This is a genomic window from Limnohabitans sp. TS-CS-82 (genome assembly GCF_002943475.1).
Genome location: NZ_PTQX01000009.1, coordinates 141,098 through 155,402, shown reverse-complemented (window position 1 = coordinate 155,402; position 14,305 = coordinate 141,098). Strand labels below are relative to the sequence as shown.

General features: G+C 60.4%; 17 protein-coding genes. 8 read left to right on the top strand and 9 right to left on the bottom strand.

From position 1 onward, the window contains the following. The first annotated feature begins 11 nt into the window (after positions 1 to 11). From C5F52_RS17975 to C5F52_RS17965, 3 genes are read left to right on the top strand one after another with little or no spacing between them, the layout of a single operon-like run. Complete coding sequence (locus C5F52_RS17975; RefSeq protein ID WP_104799733.1) at positions 12 to 734, top strand: YggS family pyridoxal phosphate-dependent enzyme; 723 nt, start codon at positions 12 to 14, stop codon at positions 732 to 734. Between the two features lie 27 nt (positions 735 to 761). Beyond that, complete coding sequence (locus C5F52_RS17970) at positions 762 to 986, top strand: type II toxin-antitoxin system RelE/ParE family toxin (protein WP_104799732.1); 225 nt, start codon at positions 762 to 764, stop codon at positions 984 to 986. 11 nt (positions 987 to 997) lie between these two features. Beyond that, entirely contained in the window at positions 998 to 1,297 is a 300-nt protein-coding gene (locus tag C5F52_RS17965; protein WP_104799731.1) for a HigA family addiction module antitoxin, read from the top strand. A 38-nt stretch (positions 1,298 to 1,335) separates the two neighbouring features. Here the strand turns inward: C5F52_RS17965 and C5F52_RS17960 are convergent, their stop codons facing one another. The 6 genes from C5F52_RS17960 to C5F52_RS17935 all read right to left on the bottom strand — a co-directional run bounded on the left by C5F52_RS17960 (position 1,336) and on the right by C5F52_RS17935 (position 7,011). Beyond that, positions 1,336 to 2,838, bottom strand: a complete 1,503-nt coding sequence (locus tag C5F52_RS17960; RefSeq protein ID WP_104799730.1) for an FAD-linked oxidase C-terminal domain-containing protein — start codon at positions 2,836 to 2,838, stop codon at positions 1,336 to 1,338. A 74-nt stretch (positions 2,839 to 2,912) separates the two neighbouring features. After that, on the bottom strand, positions 2,913 to 3,791 hold the full coding sequence (locus C5F52_RS17955) for a LysR substrate-binding domain-containing protein (protein WP_104799729.1): 879 nt from the start codon (positions 3,789 to 3,791) through the stop codon (positions 2,913 to 2,915). Next, positions 3,788 to 4,633: a formyltetrahydrofolate deformylase gene (purU, locus tag C5F52_RS17950; RefSeq protein ID WP_104799728.1), complete on the bottom strand. Its 846-nt coding sequence runs from the start codon at positions 4,631 to 4,633 to the stop codon at positions 3,788 to 3,790. The genes C5F52_RS17955 and purU overlap by 4 nt, the downstream gene beginning before the upstream one ends. Before the next feature lie 75 nt (positions 4,634 to 4,708). Continuing rightward, a complete protein-coding gene (locus C5F52_RS17945; protein WP_104799727.1) occupies positions 4,709 to 4,990 on the bottom strand; it encodes a DUF3567 domain-containing protein in 282 nt (93 codons plus the stop codon). A 61-nt stretch (positions 4,991 to 5,051) separates the two neighbouring features. Beyond that, positions 5,052 to 6,215, bottom strand: coding sequence for a DUF3108 domain-containing protein (locus C5F52_RS17940; RefSeq protein WP_104799726.1), 1,164 nt, complete (start codon positions 6,213 to 6,215; stop codon positions 5,052 to 5,054). Between the two features lie 7 nt (positions 6,216 to 6,222). Further along, the gene (locus tag C5F52_RS17935; RefSeq protein ID WP_104799725.1) at positions 6,223 to 7,011 is read right to left on the bottom strand and encodes an IclR family transcriptional regulator; all 789 of its coding nucleotides are present in this window, start codon (positions 7,009 to 7,011) and stop codon (positions 6,223 to 6,225) included. Positions 7,012 to 7,091: 80 nt separating this feature from the next. On the opposite strand from C5F52_RS17935, the gene C5F52_RS17930 reads away from it, so the two are divergent. Further along, positions 7,092 to 8,102, top strand: a complete 1,011-nt coding sequence (locus tag C5F52_RS17930) for a fumarylacetoacetate hydrolase family protein (RefSeq protein ID WP_104799724.1) — start codon at positions 7,092 to 7,094, stop codon at positions 8,100 to 8,102. Between the two features lie 44 nt (positions 8,103 to 8,146). On the opposite strand, the gene C5F52_RS17925 is transcribed toward C5F52_RS17930, so the two are convergent. Genes C5F52_RS17925 through C5F52_RS17915 form a run of 3 tightly spaced genes read right to left on the bottom strand, consistent with a single transcriptional unit; the run spans position 8,147 to position 9,365 of the window. Next, positions 8,147 to 8,560: a VOC family protein gene (locus tag C5F52_RS17925; protein WP_104799723.1), complete on the bottom strand. Its 414-nt coding sequence runs from the start codon at positions 8,558 to 8,560 to the stop codon at positions 8,147 to 8,149. Between the two features lie 44 nt (positions 8,561 to 8,604). Next, positions 8,605 to 8,973, bottom strand: coding sequence for a hypothetical protein (locus tag C5F52_RS17920; protein ID WP_104799722.1), 369 nt, complete (start codon positions 8,971 to 8,973; stop codon positions 8,605 to 8,607). Positions 8,974 to 8,999: 26 nt separating this feature from the next. Further along, on the bottom strand, positions 9,000 to 9,365 hold the full coding sequence (locus tag C5F52_RS17915; protein WP_236657910.1) for a TraR/DksA family transcriptional regulator: 366 nt from the start codon (positions 9,363 to 9,365) through the stop codon (positions 9,000 to 9,002). A 136-nt stretch (positions 9,366 to 9,501) separates the two neighbouring features. Here C5F52_RS17915 and C5F52_RS17910 point away from each other — a divergent pair, with 136 nt between their 5' ends. The 4 genes from C5F52_RS17910 to C5F52_RS17895 all read left to right on the top strand — a co-directional run bounded on the left by C5F52_RS17910 (position 9,502) and on the right by C5F52_RS17895 (position 14,280). After that, positions 9,502 to 10,248 (top strand): c-type cytochrome, encoded by a 747-nt coding sequence (locus tag C5F52_RS17910; protein WP_236657909.1) that lies wholly within the window; start codon positions 9,502 to 9,504, stop codon positions 10,246 to 10,248. Then, complete coding sequence (locus tag C5F52_RS17905) at positions 10,245 to 11,618, top strand: c-type cytochrome (protein ID WP_104799721.1); 1,374 nt, start codon at positions 10,245 to 10,247, stop codon at positions 11,616 to 11,618. Before C5F52_RS17910 ends, C5F52_RS17905 begins: the two co-directional genes overlap by 4 nt. Positions 11,619 to 11,644: 26 nt before the next feature. Next, positions 11,645 to 12,019: a DUF2946 family protein gene (locus tag C5F52_RS17900; protein WP_104799720.1), complete on the top strand. Its 375-nt coding sequence runs from the start codon at positions 11,645 to 11,647 to the stop codon at positions 12,017 to 12,019. Between the two features lie 140 nt (positions 12,020 to 12,159). Next, positions 12,160 to 14,280 carry a TonB-dependent receptor gene (locus C5F52_RS17895; protein ID WP_104799719.1) on the top strand — a complete coding sequence of 707 codons (2,121 nt, stop codon included), beginning with the start codon at positions 12,160 to 12,162 and terminating at the stop codon, positions 14,278 to 14,280. The last annotated feature ends 25 nt before the right edge of the window (positions 14,281 to 14,305 follow it).

Below are 14,305 nucleotides of genomic sequence, written 5' to 3'. Positions count from 1 at the left end.
GTTGACCCAAGATGAAAAACACAGATACAGACAACCCGTTGCGCGACAAGCTCAGCGCTGTGCAAGCGCGCATCGCGGCGGCCTGCGTGGCCAGTGGCCGCAGCGTCGATGCGGTGCAATTGCTGGCCGTCTCCAAAACCTTCAGCGCCGACGATGTGCGCCAAGTGGCCGCCTGTGGTCAGCGCGATTTTGGAGAAAACTACATCCAAGAAGGGGTAGACAAAATCACCGCTTTGCAAGGTGTCGCACCCCCGTTGGTGTGGCACTGCATTGGCCCCATGCAAAGCAACAAAACCAAGCTCGTGGCCGAGCACTTCGATTGGGCACACACGGTAGACCGCCTCAAAATCGCGCAGCGTTTATGCGACCAACGCCCTGCACACCTCGCGCCACTGAACGTGTGTTTGCAAGTGAACATTGACGGCGGTGAAACCAAATCAGGCATCGCCCCCGCCGACGTGCTGGCGCTGGCCGCTGAAGTGGCCAAGCTGCCCCGCTTGCTATTGCGCGGCCTCATGACCATCCCAGACCCCGTGGCGGGCTTTGACGCGCAAGTGGCGTTGCATGCCAAAGCGCGCGCTTTGTTTGACGGGGTGAAAGCCGCATTGAACCTGCCCCAGTTCGACACCCTGTCGATGGGCATGACCGGCGACTTAGAAGCCGCCGTCCACGCGGGCAGCACGATGGTGAGGGTGGGGACGGCGATTTTTGGTGGGCGGACTTACGCCGCTTGATTTTCGTAGCTATTTGATGGCAAACGCATGGCGCGTTGGGCCAACATCGAGCGGTCGGCTTTGCGCAAGTTAGAGCAACTAGATTGGTCAAGCGTTTTGGATGATTTGCGTGCGCCACCTGGAAACAGACTTGAGGCGCTCAAAGGCAATCGAAAAGGCCAGTACAGCATCCGTATCAGCGACCAATGGCGCGTTTGTTTTAAGTGGGGCGCTGAAGGCGCATTTGATGTGGAAATCGTGGACTACCACTGAGGTGAAATGACATGAGAAAAGTTGCACCCGTTACCCCCGGCGAAATGCTGGAAGAAGAATTCCTAAAACCCTTGGGTTTGAGCAAATATCGACTCGCCAAGGAAATTGGTGTGCCTGCACAGCGCATTGGTGAAATTGTGGCGGGCAAGCGGTCAATTACTGCCGATACAGATTTGCGTTTGTGCCGTTACTTTGGTTTGAGCGATGGTTGGTGGCTGCGCGGCCAAACCAACTACGACATGGCGATTGCTCGCCAGTCTATGGGCGAGGCCTTGGCGAAGATCCAGCGTTGTACTTTGTTGGCTGCCTAAGTGGCGACACACCAGCGCTTGTGCGCCGGTGTGTGCGTTTAAAACCGCGGCAAATCCGGATGCTTAATCTGCCCCGCACGCACCAACATCTTGCCGTACTCGGCGCAGCGGTGCAGGGTGGGGATGACCTTGCCGGGGTTGAGTAAACCCTTGCTGTCAAAGGCGCGCTTGACGCCAAACATCTGTTCGTTTTCTTCGGCGCTGAACTGCACGCACATGCTGTTCACCTTCTCGATGCCCACGCCGTGCTCGCCCGTGACCGTGCCGCCCATGGCCACGCTGGTTTCCAAAATGTCGGCGCCAAACTGTTCGCAGCGGTGCATTTGGTCGGGATCGTTTGCATCAAACAGAATCAGCGGGTGCAAGTTGCCATCGCCTGCATGGAACACGTTCAAGCAGCGCAGCTGGTATTTCTTTTCCATCTCGCTGATGGCTTCCAAAATGTCGGCCAAGCGCTTGCGCGGGATGGTGCTGTCCATGCACATGTAGTCGGGGCTGATGCGTCCCGAGGCGGGGAACGCGTTTTTGCGTCCGCTCCAAAACTTCATGCGTTGCGCTTCGTCGCGGCTCACCGTGATGGCGGTCGCGCCACAGCCGCGCAGCACTTCGCTCATGCGGCCAATTTCTTCTTCCACTTCTTCAGGTGTGCCATCGCTCTCGCACAGCAAAATCGCGGCGGCGCTCAGGTCGTAGTCGGCGTGGACAAAGTCTTCCACAGCGGCGGTCATGGGGCCGTCCATCATCTCTAAACCTGCGGGGATGATGCCTGCGGCAATCACTGCAGCCACGGCGTCGCCCGCTTTGCGCACATCGTCAAAGCTGGCCATGATGCAGCGCGCCAATTGGGGCTTGGGCACGAGCTTGACGGTCACTTCGGTCGTCACCGCCAACATGCCTTCGCTGCCCACGACGATGGGCAACAGGTCGAGACCCGGTGCGTCGAGGGCGTCGCCGCCAAACTCAATGGGTTCGCCCTCGATGGTGAAGCCCTTTACCTTGAGCACGTTGTGCACGGTGAGGCCGTATTTCAAACAATGCACGCCACCCGAGTTCTCGGCCACATTGCCACCGATGGTGCAAGCAATTTGGCTGGAGGGGTCGGGCGCGTAATACAAACCAAACTTGGACACCGCTTCGCTGATGGCGAGGTTGCGCACACCGCACTGCACCACCGCAGTTCGAGCGAACGGGTCGATGTTGAGTATTTGGTTGAACTTGGCCAGCGACAGCGTCACACCCATGGTGTGCGGCATCGCGCCACCCGATAGCCCTGTGCCTGCACCGCGTGCGACCACGGGCACGTCGAGCGCGTAGCAGGCTTTGAGCACCGCTTGCACTTGGTCCACCGTCTCGGGCAAGGCCACGCACATGGGGCGGGCGCGGTAGGCGGTGAGGCCGTCGCACTCGTAAGGCACGGTGTCCTCGGTGGTGTAGAGCAGGGCGTGCTGTGGCAGCACTTGCAGCAGGGCTTGCACGACTTGCGCTTGGCGCTCCGCGCGGGCAAGGCTGTTGTGCTGGTCGGGGGTGAGTGGGGCGTTCATACGCCTCACTTTAAGTCAAAACGTGCGGCTGCCGCGTGAAGAAAGTTGCAGCGTCGTTTGAAATGGTTTTGCGTTCAGGGCACGGCCTTTTGCAGCCACTCCGCAAACGCCGCGCATTCCCACCGGTCCATCGCACCCGTGCGCCAACACAGGTAATGCCCGTGCGGGCTGGGCACTTGGCGCGGGAAGATGCGCACCAGCGTGCCGTTTTCCAGCCAAGGCGCGCCCAGTTTCAGCCGTACCAAACCCACGCCCAAGCCTTGGGCGGCAGCGTCGCACATCAACCCAATGTCGTTGAAGCTAGAGCCGTCCATCGGTTCGGGCCAGTCTTGGTCGTGCGCGGCAAACCAAGTGCGCCACGGCTCCAGCGGGCTGCGCAGCAAGGTGGCGTCTTCCAAGTCTTGGGGGGTCTCAAACGGGCCGTGTTCGCGGACGTAGGCGGGTGAGGCCAAAGGCGTCACATCGTCTTTCATGAGGCACACATGCTCGACGTCGGCATAGCGGCCGGTGCCAAAGCGAATGGTCAGGTCAGCGTCTTCGGCCACCACGTCCAGCAGTGGGATGCTCACTTGCAGCGTGATGTCAATTTCGGGGTAAGCCTCGGCAAATTGGCGCAGACGCGGCATCAAGATGGAGCGGGCAAAGGTGGGCGTCACGGCCAAGCGCAGTTTGCGTTTGCCGTTGGTGGTGCTGCCGTCTTTGCCAGGGAAGCGCTCAAGAATAGACAAGCCTTCGCGCACATGGGCCAGGTACTCGCTGCCTTCGGTGGTCAGCGAAAAATCAGCACGGCCAAACAGCTTGACGCCCAGCAACTGCTCCAACTGCTTCACGCGGTGGCTCACCGCGCTGGGGGTGACGCACAACTCCTCGGCTGCTTGCGTGACCGAGCGCAAGCGCGCCAAGGCCTCAAATGTCAGCAAGCACTGAATGGGCGGTATGCGGTTTGGGCTCATTTAAAGATCACGGTCTTGTGACCGTTGATCAGCACGCGGTGTTCGCTGTGCCACTTGACGGCGCGGGCCAACACTTGGCTCTCGGTGTCACGGCCTTGGGCGGTGAAGTCTTCCACGGTTTTGCTGTGGTCCACACGGGCCACGTCTTGCTCAATGATGGGGCCTTCGTCCAAATCGGCGGTGACGTAATGGGCGGTGGCGCCAATCAGCTTGACGCCACGGTCATGGGCTTGGTAATAGGGCTTGGCGCCCTTGAAGCTGGGCAAGAAGCTGTGGTGAATGTTGATGGCGCGACCGGCCAATTTCTTGCACAAGTCGTCACTCAAAATTTGCATGTAGCGCGCCAATACCACCAACTCCGCGCCTTCAGACTCGATAACCTCGAACTGCTTGGCCTCCGCCTGCGCCTTGGTGGCGGCTGTGACGGGAATGTGGTGAAACGGCACGTTGTAGCTGGCCGCGAGTTGGTAGAACTCGCGGTGGTTGCTGACGATGGCGCGAATGTCCAAGGGCAACAAGCCGCTTTTCCAGCGGAACAGCAAGTCGTTCAAACAATGGCCTTCTTTGCTGACCATCAACACCGTGCGCATGGGCTGGGTGGTGTCGTGCAGGGTCCACTTCATGCCGAAGGTGTCGGCGAGCTTGGCCAGTTGGGTGCGCAAATCAGCTTGACCCACGGCACTGCAGGCAAATTGCACGCGCATGAAGAACAAACCCGTGTCGGGGTCGTTGTACTGGGCGGCTTCTTCGATGTTGCCTTGGCGTTCCAACAAAAAGCCAGAAACGGCGTGCACGATGCCCTGACGATCAGGGCAGGACAAGTTCAGGATGTATGCGGTCATGGTCAGATTGTAGATTTGGTGCGCCCATGAAAAAGGGGCGCTCAAAGCGCCCCTCGTGCTGGGTGGTGCAAGGCCTCAATGCACCAGCACAGGGTTTTGCGCCAACTCGGCGTAGCCGGCCAAGGTGTCTTCCACCTCTTCTTGGGTGGGCGAGTTTTCTTGCCATGCGCGCAGGTGGGCTTGGAATTGTTCGGCCCACGAGCCTTCTAAGAACAGCTCTTTGCCAGTGCGCTTGTCCACAATTTCAAAGCCGTGGCGGGCCAACACGGGCACATCGGGGCGCACAGGCACCGACGCCTCGTCTTGCACCTGCAGGTGCATCACGGAATAGGTGTCGGAGTTGTAGAGCATGTCCATCGCGGGTCTTTCGAGAAAAATCAAATCACACCCCTAGGATATCGGATTCAAAAGTGCAAATTCAAGGGCTGGGCTTTTCAACACCTTTGAGCGTCTGGTCAATCCAGTCGCCATTGGCGTTGGTGACGCGCAGGCGCACGGGCAAATAGCCGAATTCGGGGGCCAGCCACACCTCAATGCGCTGGTCAAACGCGCGGCGCGGGCTGCGGTTGAGCTTGACGGCCACCACGGTGCCGTAGGGCAGTTGCAGGGTTTCTTCTTTTTCCACGCTGAATTGCCACACCTCGGCCTCGCGTTGCGACGCCGTTTGGAACGACAGCATGGTGCCCGTCGGGTAGCGCGCGGGGTCGCCCGCCAGCAACGCGCCCAGTTGAATGATCACGCTCAAACGGTCTTGCGCGCCTTTGAGCAAGGGCACGCTGGGCGTGTTGGCGCTGAAGCTGATGAGGTTTTTGTCGCGCTGAAAATGCGCAGCCAATTCGCTGCGCGATTTGTCGCCAAAGCGCGTGGGCATCAAGCCTTCAGAGCCCAGTGTGCCGGTGCTGGTTTGCGTGCGCGTGCCGATTAAAAAGGCGCTCACCTCCAGCTTGGCGTCGTAATGCTGGCCGTCTTGCTGCCACAGCAACTCGCCGCTGGCCCAGTACGTCAGCCCCTTGGACTGGCCTTGCATTTTGTAGGTCAGCACGGTGGAGGCGGGGGCTTTGAAGCTGGTGACTTCGGTCAAGCTCGGGGTGTCAGGCGCGCTGGCCGCGGCCCGTTTGAAGGGTGGTAAATCGACGGCCGAGGCGCTGCGGGCGGGCAGGGCGACGGGGGCGGTCAAGTCGGCGAGTTCATGGGGGGTGGCAAAGGGCTGGAGGTCGGGCTTGGCGGTTGCCGAGGGGGCCGAATTTGGCTCGGAGGTGTCGTGCGCTGACGAGGGCGGGCGGTGTTCTTGGGCATCGAGCGGTGGCTGGCCTTGGGGCGGTTGGGGCAGATCGGGCGACGTGCGCGCTACACGGTTGGGCTTCACCGTGGGCACTTGCGCGGCGCGTGGCGTGCTGGCTTCGATCGTGCGCGTCACCATGGCTTGGGGGCGCAGCGTTTGACGTTTTTCGGGCGACCACCACAAAGGTGCGCCTGCGAGCACCCACCAATGCACCAACAACACAGCCAGCACCAGCAGCACCGCGTGGGAGCGCTTGAGGTGGGGTGTTGTGGCGGGCGTGGTCAACACGGTGGCATTCATCCGCAGATCAACCCGCGTGATGTTCCGCGTGGTGCCCCAATTCGGCGGACAAGGCTTGCGCGGCTTGACGCAACGCTTGGGCGGGCGCGCCGTCCCAGTCGGCCTCAAAGTTCGAGGCGGGGCCCAGCGACACCATGCCCAGCACCAAGTGGCCGTCCGAGTCGAACACAGGCGCACAAAAGCCCACCACGCCCGGTAGCAGCGCATCCACCACGCGGGCGACGCCACGTTGACGCACTTCGTCGAACATGGCTTTGGCCTCGGCTTGGGTGGTGGGCACGTCGCGGCGCTTCATTTTTTGGGCGTTGGCGATTTCGGTTTTCAGCATCGGACCCGTCAGGTCTTTCGGCATGTAGGCCGCAAAACAACGACCCGTGGCCGAGGTGAGCAAAGGCATCACGTCGCCCAAACGCAAAATCGTCATCGCGTGGGGCGACTCTTGCCAGTGGATGATGGTGGGGCCTTGGTTGCCCCACACGGCCAAGGCCACGGTGTGACCGATTTGCGCCATCAGCGGCACCATGCGCTCGCGGGCCAGTTTGACGGGGTCGAGGCGCGACAACGAGGCCAAGCCCAGTTGAAGTGCTGCGGGCCCGAGGTCGTAGCGGGTGCTGGTGCCGTCTTGCTGCACCAGCCCTAAGCGCTGAAAACTGACCAAATAGCGGTGCGCTTTGGCGGCGCTCATTTGGGCTGCGGCGGCCAAGTCGCGCAGCATCAAGGGGCCTTCTGCTTTGGCCAGCACGTCGAGCAGCGCAAAGCCAACTTCGACGGATTGAATGCCTGCGCGTTCTTTCATAAGGGCCTCAAGGTTGAATTTGGAATTATGATTAAGTAAATCAATTCATCAATGCGTAATTCTGCCTGAGGACAACACCCATGAAACTGGCCACCTACAAAGACGGATCACGCGACGGCCAACTCGTGGTGGTGTCGCGTGATTTAAGCACCGCGCATTATGCGACGGGCATCGCCACGCGTTTGCAGCAAGTCTTGGACGACTGGGACTTTTTAGCCCCCCAGCTGCAAGACCTGTACGACACCTTGAACCACGGCAAAGCCCGTCACGCCTTTCCGTTCGACCCCGCCTTGTGCATGGCACCGCTGCCCCGCGCCTACCAGTGGGCCGATGGCTCCGCTTACATCAACCATGTGGAGCTGGTGCGCGCTGCACGCAACTCGGAAGTGCCCGCCAGTTTTTACACCGACCCGCTGATGTACCAAGGCGGCAGCGATGACTTCATCGGTCCCCAAGACGACGTGGTGTGTGCCAGCGAAGCCTTTGGCATCGACTTTGAGGCCGAGGTGGCCGTCATCACGGGCGACGTGCCCATGCGCGCTACGCCCGAGCAAGCGCTGGGTCGCATCCGTTTGGTCATGATCGCCAACGATGTGTCGCTGCGCAACCTGATTCCCGATGAGTTGGGCAAAGGCTTTGGCTTTGTGCAAAGCAAGCCCGCCACCGCGTTCAGCCCCGTGGCGGTAACGCTCGATGAGTTGGGCGACGCGTGGGACAAAGGCCGTTTGCACCTCACTGTGCAGTCCACATGGAATGGCCGCAAGGTCGGCATGTGTGATGCGGGCCCCGACATGACGTTTCACTTTGGGCAGCTCATTGCGCACCTGTGCAAAACGCGCAACGTGCGGGCGGGCTCCATCATTGGCAGCGGCACGGTCAGCAACCAAGGCATCGAGGTCAAGGGCAAAAAAGACTGGCCCAAAGGCTACAGCTGCATCGCGGAAAAGCGCGCCATCGAAACCATTTTGGACGGCAAGCCCAGCACCGAGTTCATGAAGTTTGGCGACACGATTCGCATCGAGGTGAAGGGCAAAGATGGCCAAACCGTGTTTGGCGCGATCGACCAAAAGATCGTCGAACTAGAGGCGTAATTCAAAGTCGAAGCGTCAGGGGCGAGGCCTGATCGCTGCGTGCTTTAGGCGCCGTAAACCGTCTCTAAATTGGCAAACCCTTTGATTTCCAAGGGGTTGCCGAAGGGGTCCAGAAAGAACATGGTCCACTGCTCGCCGGGCTGACCGGCAAAGCGCAAATGCGGTTCTAAAACAAAGGCGGTGCCCGCTGCCTTGAGCCGCTCGGCCATGGCTTGCCAGTCGGGCAAATTCAGCACCAAGCCAAAGTGCGGCATGGGCACCAACTTGCCGTCGACATGGCCTGTGTTTTGGGTTTTCAAAGGCTCGCCCAAGTGCAGCGAGATTTGGTGGTCGTAAAAGTCAAAGTCCACCCACGTTTCGGTGCTGCGGCCCTCGGTACAGCCCAGCAAGTCGCCATAAAAATGGCGTGCGGTGTTGAGATCGGTGACGTTGAAGGCGAAATGAAAAAGGCTGCGCATGCCCAAAAGCATAGCAGCAGCCCTTGACCTCGTCAGCGCATGGTTTATGGCGTGACCGCGTTCCCCGCCATGCCATCGAACTTTTTGAAATATTGACGCGCCATGGCGACCACTTGGGCGTCGCTGGGGTGGTCGCTGACCACGCTGTCGATGATGTGCAGGCCAGTTTGGTGTTGCTTGCACCAATCTCGAAATTCGTTGCGCGCCAAGCCCGGGCCCGTCAACAACACCTCGTGCGTGCCGACCAAGGCTTTGGCAATGGCGGCATAAAACGCGGGCGTATCCAGCGGTTTGCCTTGGTGTTTGTGGTGGCTGCGCGATTTGATGCGTTGCGCCTCGGCGTGTTCGCGGTCAAACATCAGCACATGGGCTTCTTGGTAATCCATCCAAACGACGGCGTGAAAAGTGGTCATACAAAGCTTTCGGGGTTAACGGTGAGTTAGGGGTGGATGTGTTCGGCTTTTTCTTGGCAACCGATGCAGCGCGCCACGTCGGGCCACGCCTTCAGGCGAGCGGTGGCAATGGCTTGGCCGCAGGTGGTGCATAGGCCGTAGGTGCCCGCGGCCAAACGCTGCAGCGCATCGTCGATGTGGGTTAGTTCTTGGGTTTCGTGTTCGCTCAAGGCCAGCGCGATGTCGTGTTCGGTGATGGTCTGGGCATGCGAGTCTTGGGTGGGCGCAAATTGCTCGGCGGCCACTTCGGCGCGGCTGTGCAGGCCGCCACGTTGCTCGGCAATGCGCGCCAACACGTTCGCACGCAAGGTTTCAAGCATGCGTTTGATGCGGGTGGTTTCTGTCTGATCCATCAAAACTCCTTAAATTAGCACTTTGATGATGATCTTTTCGATATTTTGAGTTTTGATGTAAATCAACAAATGGCTGAACGGCCGGTTGAATTGGCGGCTCATGGCTCACGCGGCGCCATCTGAAAGAATGGGGGCTATGAAATTGATTTGGTTCGCCGCTTTGTGCGGCTTTTTGAGCACAGCCGCGCAGGCGTTTGACACCCCCATGGCCGAGCGCACGCGGGCCTGCACTTACTGCCATGGCGAGCAGGGCAAGGCGGGGCCTGACGGTTATTACCCACGCTTGGCGGGCAAGCCCGCGGGGTATTTGTTCAACCAGCTGCAAAACTTTCAGCAAGGCCGTCGCCAATACGACTTGATGGCGCGCTTGATCGAGCCTTTGCCCGAGGCCTATTTGCGCGACATGGCGCAGTATTTCTCGGGCCTCAAAGTGCCTTACCCCGCACCCGCCTTGAGCGCGGCCAGCGTGCCCCCCGCTTTGCTGGCGCTTGGACGCGCGCTCACTTTGGAGGGCGATGCCACACGTGGCGTGCCCGCGTGTGCGTCGTGTCATGGCGCGCAGCTCACGGGCGTGGCGCCCAACGTGCCGGGCTTGTTGGGCTTGCCCTTGGATTACCTGAACGGCCAGCTCGGTGCTTGGCAATCGGGCCAACGCCGCGCCCATGCGCCCGACTGCATGGCGCAAGTGGTGAAACGTTTGAACTCAGATGATTTGATGGCTGTGGCGCAATACCTCGCTCGCCAACCCTTACCCGCTGACACCTCCCCGGTGAGTGTGACCACCTTGCGCGCGAGCTGGACACAGCGCCCCGCCTCAGGCCATTTGCTCACCCAAGCCGGCTGGACCTGCGGCAGTGCGCCTTTGAACGGAGGCCAGCCATGAAGCGCGTGTTGCTGGTGATGTTGGCGGTGTGCGTGACGCTCACCGCGTGGGTGGTGTGGGACAACTTTGGCGATGGCGTAGACACCCGCGATCACGTCGTGGCGTCTGCCCAGCTTGACCGCGACGCTGCCTCTTTAGGTGCTGCGTCAGCCGATGCGGCGCAGCGTGTGTCAGACCGCGTGGCGCAAGGCGCTTACCTCGCCCGCGCGGGCAATTGCGTGTCGTGTCACACCGCGCCTGGGCAAGCGCCTTATACGGGCGGCCGTGCGCTGGAGACGCCCTTTGGCAAGGTCTACGCCAGCAACTTGACGCCCGATGCGCAAACCGGTTTGGGCACGTGGAACGCGCAGCATTTTTGGCGTGCCTTGCATCACGGCCGGTCCAAAGACGGTCGCTTGCTGGCGCCTGCCTTTCCCTACAACCACACCAGCTTGGTGACCCGTGCGGATGCCGATGCGCTGTTTGCCTACTTCCAAAGTTTGGCTCCCGTGGCCAACGCTGTGCCCGAGCACGCGTTGCGCTGGCCGTTTGGCACGCAGCCCGCGTTTGCGGTGTGGCGCAGCCTGTATTTCAAACCGGCCCAATTCACGGCGGACGCACAGCAATCGCCAGCATGGAACCGTGGCGCGTACTTGGTGCAAGGCCTGGGGCACTGCGCGGCTTGCCACAGCCCGCGCGACAGCTTGGGGGCCAGCGGCGAGTTGGACGACCTGAGCGGTGGCCTGATGCCCGGTGCTAATTGGTATGCCCCATCGCTGCTGAGCGCCCAAGACACCCAACTGGCCACCACCCCGTTGGCCGACATCGTGCGCTTGCTGAAAACTGGCAGCGCTCCCAAAGCGTGGGTGAACGGGCCCATGGCCGAGGTGGTGCAAAACAGCACCCAGCATTTGACCGAGGCCGATTTGCAGGCCATGGCCACCTATTTGCAAGCGCGTGCGCAAGTGGCCGCACGTGAACCCAGCGAACCGGACGCGCCCATGCCTTCGCGCAAAGTCAGTTTGCGCAGCGCTCAAAACGGCGCTGCCGTTTACAAAGACCAGTGTGCGCAATGTCACGGCGATCAAGGCCAAGGGCAGGCGGTCACGCTGGCCGACGGCACACGCGCCATGGCTTACCCGCCGCTGGCGGGCAACCGCGCTGTGGTCATGCCGCAGCTCAGCAACTTGGTGCAAAACCTCACGTACGGCGGCTTCTCGCCCGTCACCCACGCCCAAGCGCAGCCCTTTGGCATGCCGCCCTTTGTGCTCACCCTCAGCGACCGCGACATGGCCGACGTGCTGACCCACATTCGCCAGCAATGGGGCAACACGGGCTCGACCGTGACCGAGTTTGATGTGGGGCGCGTGCGGGTGCTGCAAGTGCACTGACACGCGCGTCGCTAGAATCTGCGCCCATGCCTCACCTGCAAACCCTGCGACAAGCTTTGAACCTCACCCGCCTCGTGCTGGTGTGGTTTGCGTTGTCTGTCGGGGTGGCCATTGCCTCGCCGATGGTCAATCCGCAAGCGATGGACTTGGTGTGTACCAGCACCGGCAGCATGAAGCTGGTGGTGCAGGGCGATGACGCCGATGTGGCGGCCACCAGCCACACCTTGGATTGCCCTTTGTGTGCAACCCTCTCAGCGCCACCGCCCGCGCTGAACACCTCGCTCACCCAGCCTGTGCCCTCTTCGTTGGCGCATGCGCTGGAGCCCTTGGCCGCAGCGCACATCGCCGCTGTCACCGCGCCACCGCTGCCCTCGCGCGGGCCGCCTGCACTTTCTCTCTGATGTTCTAAGCGGGTCAAGGCTTTCCAGTCTTGGCCTCGTGGTTTGGCCTTGTGCTGCGCGTTTGCGCTGACACGGGGCCGCAATATCTGAGGCGCTGCTGCCACGTTTGCCGTGTGCAGTGCGCGCGTTGAAAGTCATTCATGAAACAGAATAAATTTGCTTTATCTCCCCTCGTCACCTCTTTAGCGCTGGCCCTCTCAACGGGCGCGATGGCCCAAACGAATCAAGAAAACACCCTGAACACCGTGGTCATCACGGGCAAGGCGGACTCGCTGATGCAAAGCAGCATCGAAACCGCCAAAGACAGCGTCAAAGCCATTCCCGGTGGCGCGTCCATCGTCGACCTGAACCAAGTGCGTGAAGGCCGTCAATCGACGTGGAGCGACAGTTTGGGGCTGGCGCCTGGGGTGTTCATCCAAGACCGGTTTGGTTCTGAAGAGGCGCGTATTTCTATTCGCGGATCTGCGCTGAGCCGCACTTATCACAGCTTCGGTACCAAGGTGATGCAAGACGGCGTGCCCATCAACTACGCCGATGGTTTCTTTGACATGCAAACCGTAGACCCCAATGCCTCGCGTTATGTGGAAGTATTGCGCGGCCCCAATGCCACCACTTACGGCGCCACCACCCTCGGCGGAGCGATCAACTTTGTAGCACCCACCGGTTACAGCAGCGCTGGCAGCGTGGCACGCGCCGAGGTCGGTAGCTTTGGCTACAACAAGGTGTTTGGCAGCACGGGCGGTGTGGCGAAAGCCAGCGCCACAAACACCCATGGCAACCTGTGGGACTACTACGTGGCAGGTTCACAAACTCAACAACAGGGTTTTCGCGAGCACGCTGAGGTGGAAAATCAGAAGGTGTTGGGCAATGTCGGGGTCAAGGTCAGCCGCGATATCGAGTCGCGTTTTTATGTGGCGGCCGTGCGCAGCCGCTCCCAGTTGCCCGGCTATTTGACGAAAGCGGAATTGGAGGCGACACCCTCTATGGCCAGCAGCCAAACCACCAACGGCGGCACGGTGTATCCCTACCGCGTGGACGCCAACCGACGCCGTGATGTGGATGCCCAGCGCGTGGCCAACAAAACCGCGGTCCGTGATGGCAATACCCTGTATGAGTTTGCCGCCTATGCGATGAACTACAGCCTGTGGCACCCCATCGACGCCATCGTTGAACAAAACGCCAAGACCTTTGGCGGCCATGTGAAGGTGACGCGTCTGTTGGAGCAGCACCAGCTCAGCGTGGCTTATTTGCCCAGCACGGGCTCGACGCGGGGCACATCCAAGCCCTCGAACAACCAAGGCGCGGCTAGCGGTGCGGCGACCTCCAATTACGACCAGCAGTCTAAAAACGACAGTTTCTTCATTGAGGATAAATACAAATCGTCAGACCGCACCACTTGGACAGCGGCCTTGCAATATGACCGCGCCAACCGCAAGGTGTCGGACACGAGATTGGCCTCCAACAATTACGACTACACCTTCAGTCAATGGAGCCCACGCGTGGGTGTGACGCACGACCTGTCGGCATCGCAGCAGGTGTTTGCCAGCATCAGTCGCAATTTTGAAGCGCCAATTTTTGGCACGGCAGGCACGGTGAACCAAGCGTTCAAACCACAAGCGGGCACCACGGTCGAGGTGGGCACGCGCGGGGAGGCACAGCAAGGGGCGCACCGTTTGGGTTGGGATGCCACGTACTACCGCGCCAATTTGCAAAATGAGTTTCTCACGGCCTGTTCAAACGCGAACTGCACGACCTCCACCACGACCAACGTGCCCAAAACGAGGCACCAAGGTCTCGAGTTGGGTGTGAGCCATGTTTACGACAAAGCTATCGACACCCGCATTGCGCTGCTGTACAGCGATTTCCGATTTGTGGACAACGAGACCATGGGCAACAACGTGTTGCCAGGCTTTCCGCCTGTCATCGTGCGCGGTGAGGTGCTCTACCGATTTGGGGTGGAGGTGGGTGGCAAGCCCGGGACCTACGTGGGGCCGAAATTTGAATGGGCGCCACGCCAAGCGCCCATGGATTACGCCAACACGGTCTACAACGACAGCTACGCGGTGCTGGGGTTCAAGGCGGGTCAAGCACTGGACAAAAAATGGTCTTGGTTCTTGGATGCACGCAATTTGACTGACAAAAAATACGCTGCCACCACCAACATCGCGGCCAACTACACAGCGGTTCCTGGGGATGGCCGACGCTATTACCCAGGGGATGGCCGTTCTTTTTACATGGGTGTCGAGGCTAAATTCGATTGAGATGCCGCGACGATTTTGCAATTTT

Coding starts and splice junctions, on each gene's coding strand:
- C5F52_RS17905 (WP_104799721.1), top strand. CDS start 10,245: ATGAAGCGCGTGTTGCTGGTGATGTTGGCGGTGTGCGTGACGCTCACC.
- C5F52_RS17945 (WP_104799727.1), bottom strand. CDS start 4,990: ATGGACATGCTCTACAACTCCGACACCTATTCCGTGATGCACCTGCAG.
- C5F52_RS17960 (WP_104799730.1), bottom strand. CDS start 2,838: ATGAACGCCCCACTCACCCCCGACCAGCACAACAGCCTTGCCCGCGCG.
- purU (WP_104799728.1), bottom strand. CDS start 4,633: ATGACCGCATACATCCTGAACTTGTCCTGCCCTGATCGTCAGGGCATC.
- C5F52_RS17935 (WP_104799725.1), bottom strand. CDS start 7,011: ATGAAAGAACGCGCAGGCATTCAATCCGTCGAAGTTGGCTTTGCGCTG.
- C5F52_RS17975 (WP_104799733.1), top strand. CDS start 12: ATGAAAAACACAGATACAGACAACCCGTTGCGCGACAAGCTCAGCGCT.
- C5F52_RS17970 (WP_104799732.1), top strand. CDS start 762: ATGGCGCGTTGGGCCAACATCGAGCGGTCGGCTTTGCGCAAGTTAGAG.
- C5F52_RS17930 (WP_104799724.1), top strand. CDS start 7,092: ATGAAACTGGCCACCTACAAAGACGGATCACGCGACGGCCAACTCGTG.
- C5F52_RS17920 (WP_104799722.1), bottom strand. CDS start 8,973: ATGACCACTTTTCACGCCGTCGTTTGGATGGATTACCAAGAAGCCCAT.
- C5F52_RS17925 (WP_104799723.1), bottom strand. CDS start 8,560: ATGCGCAGCCTTTTTCATTTCGCCTTCAACGTCACCGATCTCAACACC.
- C5F52_RS17940 (WP_104799726.1), bottom strand. CDS start 6,215: ATGAATGCCACCGTGTTGACCACGCCCGCCACAACACCCCACCTCAAG.
- C5F52_RS17965 (WP_104799731.1), top strand. CDS start 998: ATGAGAAAAGTTGCACCCGTTACCCCCGGCGAAATGCTGGAAGAAGAA.
- C5F52_RS17895 (WP_104799719.1), top strand. CDS start 12,160: ATGAAACAGAATAAATTTGCTTTATCTCCCCTCGTCACCTCTTTAGCG.
- C5F52_RS17955 (WP_104799729.1), bottom strand. CDS start 3,791: ATGAGCCCAAACCGCATACCGCCCATTCAGTGCTTGCTGACATTTGAG.
- C5F52_RS17910 (WP_236657909.1), top strand. CDS start 9,502: ATGAAATTGATTTGGTTCGCCGCTTTGTGCGGCTTTTTGAGCACAGCC.
- C5F52_RS17900 (WP_104799720.1), top strand. CDS start 11,645: ATGCCTCACCTGCAAACCCTGCGACAAGCTTTGAACCTCACCCGCCTC.
- C5F52_RS17915 (WP_236657910.1), bottom strand. CDS start 9,365: ATGGATCAGACAGAAACCACCCGCATCAAACGCATGCTTGAAACCTTG.